At 62.1% G+C, this 1,028-nt stretch carries 2 protein-coding genes; both read left to right on the forward strand.

Annotated features, from left to right (window positions below; translation table 11 throughout):
• The first annotated feature begins 27 nt into the window (after nucleotides 1-27).
• Nucleotides 28-387: a hypothetical protein gene (locus OHB12_RS33230; protein ID WP_327112622.1), complete on the forward strand. Its 360-nt coding sequence runs from the start codon at nucleotides 28-30 to the stop codon at nucleotides 385-387.
• Nucleotides 388-390: 3 nt separating this feature from the next.
• The gene (locus tag OHB12_RS33235; protein ID WP_327112624.1) at nucleotides 391-882 is read left to right on the forward strand and encodes a YbaB/EbfC family nucleoid-associated protein; all 492 of its coding nucleotides are present in this window, start codon (nucleotides 391-393) and stop codon (nucleotides 880-882) included.
• The last annotated feature ends 146 nt before the right edge of the window (nucleotides 883-1,028 follow it).

A 1,028-nucleotide genomic window follows, 5' to 3' on the forward strand; every position in this document is an offset into this window, starting at 1 on the left:
GTTACGCGGGAAAGATGAGGGTTGCGCATGACGCAGAACGAAAGCCTCGACGTCGACACCACAGCTTTGAAAGAAGCCGGCGGTGCTCTCGCCGAGGCCCAGGAAGCGTTGATCAACCACAGCAGGACAGCGGCGTCGTTGTGGGGCAAGTTCCTGACCGTCGCCGCGGGTGATGATTTCAGCGAGGACTTCATCCGAGACAAGGGCGGGCAGCAAGGCCTGCGGACACAGTTCACCGCGGTGCACGACGGAAACAACAGTGCCGCCGAGGTGGTCGGTGCCGCGTCCAAGGGGCAGGTCGATGCGGCGGATTCGTTGAAGAATGTCGATATCGGGTCCGGTCACACCATCGCCAACACTGTCCCGAACGTCACGGTGAAGGGTTGAGGCATGGCGGATGATTTTGCCGACGCTTCCTTCGCGGAAGCGATGGATTCCTTTACCCAGCAGATGCAGTTGATTTCGGGGTTACAGCAGCAGCGGGCCCGGTTGACCGCGTCGGCTTCGGTGCGGGATCGGCGGGTCACGGTGACGGTCAACGCCGACGGTGTGGTGATCGAGACCAAGTTCTCCTCGGATATCGACGATTTGGATTACGACGAGATCGCCGCGGCGATGACCCAGGCCGCGCAGCAGGCCGCCGCGGAGATCGCTCGCCGGACCGACGAACTCCTCGCGCCGTTGACCGAGCAGAAGATGACGATGCCCAAGTTCTCGGACCTGGTCGAGGGGTTCCCCGACGTGCAGGGACAGATCCCCGCCGCGCCGGTCGTGTCGCTGGCCCCACCGAACGCGGTGGAACGTCAAGAGGTAGCCGACGACGAACCGGGTCGGGTAAGGCCGTCGGATCGGTCTTCTGGAGTTTACGATTCCAGCTGGTGACCTGAGATGGGTTGCCATGTCCGCTGATTCGGTGCTATCGAATTTCGATGGGGTTTCGGTAGCGCGTGTGTGGTGTGGTCGGTCCGTCCCTGAGTATTTCGGGCTGTGTGTCCGATCTTATTTCCGTCGGGTCCGGGTGATCTGAC

The sequence above is a fragment of the Nocardia sp. NBC_01730 genome (assembly GCF_035920445.1).
Lineage (GTDB): Bacteria > Actinomycetota > Actinomycetes > Mycobacteriales > Mycobacteriaceae > Nocardia.

Excerpts from the sequence above, each read along its gene's own strand:
- OHB12_RS33230 (WP_327112622.1), top strand. The coding sequence starts at position 28 with ATGACGCAGAACGAAAGCCTCGACGTCGACACCACAGCTTTGAAAGAA.
- OHB12_RS33235 (WP_327112624.1), top strand. The coding sequence starts at position 391 with ATGGCGGATGATTTTGCCGACGCTTCCTTCGCGGAAGCGATGGATTCC.